This window comes from Helicobacter monodelphidis, from assembly GCF_003288845.1.
Classification (GTDB): Bacteria; Campylobacterota; Campylobacteria; order Campylobacterales; family Helicobacteraceae; genus NHYN01.
This window is the reverse complement of record NZ_NHYN01000051.1, coordinates 1-2,644: the sequence shown is the minus strand read 5'-3', so window position 1 is coordinate 2,644 and position 2,644 is coordinate 1. Positions and strand designations below refer to the sequence as shown.

Sequence of the window (2,644 nt, the reverse complement as noted above, 5' to 3'; positions counted from 1 at the left end):
TAAGAATAGCTATTAATAAGAAGTATTAATTAGAAGTGGTTAATAGATAGGTGCCCTAAAGCATTTATTAGAATTTTTATGCTAGAATAAAATAAAAGGTATTTTATATAAATTATGATATTGTCATTATTGGTGGTGGACATGCAGGGATTAAAGCAAGTATTATTTCTGCAAAATGGGAATAAGGCTTTACTACTCACAATATTCTTGTAGAGCAGAAGATTGGTGTAGCAAGTTGTACCTGCTACTGGTATTGTGGACTTGCTATAAAGGACTTAAAGAATTGATGCATTAGGTGGAAAGTAATGGAAAGAAAAGCAACTGATGAATGTGGCATTTTTTATAATTTAGAACCACCCTAAAGCCATTATGTCCGTTAAGGGGTCGTTACTCAAATTGATATGGATATATATTGTATATTTATATGAAAGATTTAATTCTGTAAACTCCTATTTTAAAATATTACGAATATACAGAGCCATATTAACGAAGAAATAAATAATAATATTTTTATAAAATATTTTACTCCATATATGAATAAAATGAAACAATATTATAAAAATAATATAAAATATATACTTAATGGATAAAAGTATCCCTTAACTCTTTAAATCTTTATAATTATTAATTTAATAATAATTTATAAAAAAATAAAAAATTTTATAGATTATTTAATAAATAATAGTTGGATTCTAAAAATAGCACAAAATCTCACATTAAACTAGAATATGACAATGATGAGATTATTAATATTTTATATTATGGAGTTTTAGATTTACCATATTTGGTATTATTATCTGCTTTGCTGTATTTTACACACTATTATTGTATTGTAGATATTGCCTATAGTAAATATTATATAAGGGCAGAAAACTTTTATTCACTCTTTTTTCCTTATTCCTTTATAGTATGTATCCCCCATATTTATATCTCTATATCTTATTTTTACACTCATTTAAGCTTCTATGATACCTTCTACAATACAAAAAGCTTTACTACACAAAAAACAAATGCATTATTATCAAACGCTATCCTGCCCCTAATATCACACCAATACCCCATCAGGAAACCTATAAATAAAGAAAAAAGAAAAGGTATTATGCTGATACAATATTGCTTAATTGAATAAAGCAGGAGTCATATGGCTAATTTTTCTTAATTCTTTCCATCAAATAAATATCTTTAAGTTTAATTCATCAAATCAAATAAACTCTTATAAAACTTGACGATAAAATGTATATACCACATAAAATAAGAACACAAAACAATAAAACCCTTAATAATCTTAATATTGATTTTAATAAAATAGACAATTTTAAAAAGGAAATAAATGCCAAATCAAACTTTGCAAAGTAAATAACACAATATACCTTACATTTCACTTGTGTATCTGTAAGGATGAATTTGAAAATATTCCTATCACAAGAAGAGAATTTTATAATATAGTACTGGGATTGATGCCTCATATACGCTTTAGTGCTAAGCAAAACTTTAATGGATTACAAAACGTATATATTTATTATTTACAGGTAAAACCAAAGTGGATATTTTATTTTTAAATATTTTTATTTAAATTTTATATTTATGTGATTTAAAAATTTAGATATAAATTATTATAAATAATACTTATAAAACTCTGCCGATAATTCTTTATTCCTTCTTTTGTATTGTTGATTTCTATAGGTAGATTTTCCGTCACTTAAAATCCTTATTTTTAGGTATTTTTGTACATTTTAATAAAAACTTTTATTTGAATCACTGGAGCATAAGTCTAATTAAACAAACCAAAAAAGCTTAAAGAAGCCAAAAATAAGTTATAAATTGTCAAAACAATTTACTTAATTCGCTTTTCTATCTTTGTCATTACTCATTTTTTGGATTTAAATTAATTGATTTTAGTTAATTTTAATTGAAAATAAAAAGCAAGTAGATTGCACCTAGAAAACCCTATATACCTTGACTAAAAAATCATATCTCGAAAATCAAAAAAGTAAAAACCCACACTTTTAACTAATTTGCTATCACATAAGCTTTTTTTGGATGCCAATACTTCTTTTAAATACTGTGTTTATCTTCATTTATTATTGTAAAGCAAATATTTAAAATTTTGTAGAATAAATCAGAGTGAAATGTTCACTTTGATTTTAAGTGGCTAATTACAGTATGCGAAAGCAAATTCATAGACCTAAACCTGCTCCATTGCCTTCACAAAAGGGGTGTAAAGCATTTAAATCAGACATTAAATCTGCAAATTGTGCATCTGATCAATTCCATCAAATTTACTGCACCTACTAAATTTGAAGTTAAAAACTGTCTGTCAAAGTCTGTCTGTGGTATTCCAATATCAAGCAGATTTAATATTTTGCCAATCACTTTATGAGACCCCATTCTTTTTTATATTCTACAACAATTTCTTCGGCTGTGGCTTCCTCTCTTTCAATTCTCACAAGATCGATAACATCTCCTTCGTTTGCATACATATCCTCTATAGCGTGTCCACAAATGTTTGACTTAATTCTGTTATATTGCTCCTCATTTAGCCTGTCTTTATATTTATCCAATATCGCTAAACTTTCCTCTAAACTATACACTTCTGGGTATTTTTGCATATTCTCTCCTTTAAAATGCGATTGCCATCGCTTCG

General features: G+C 26.2%; 1 protein-coding gene and 1 pseudogene. One reads left to right on the top strand and one right to left on the bottom strand.

Annotated elements, in window-relative coordinates; all coding sequences use genetic code 11:
* Positions 1 to 107: 107 nt before the first annotated feature.
* Positions 108 to 239: pseudogene (locus CCZ01_RS11030) on the top strand (FAD-dependent oxidoreductase); the annotation flags it as partial.
* Positions 240 to 2,369: 2,130 nt separating this feature from the next.
* Here the strand turns inward: CCZ01_RS11030 and CCZ01_RS09765 are convergent.
* On the bottom strand, positions 2,370 to 2,609 hold the full coding sequence (locus CCZ01_RS09765; protein ID WP_112053017.1) for a hypothetical protein: 240 nt from the start codon (positions 2,607 to 2,609) through the stop codon (positions 2,370 to 2,372).
* Between the last annotated feature and the right edge of the window lie 35 nt (positions 2,610 to 2,644).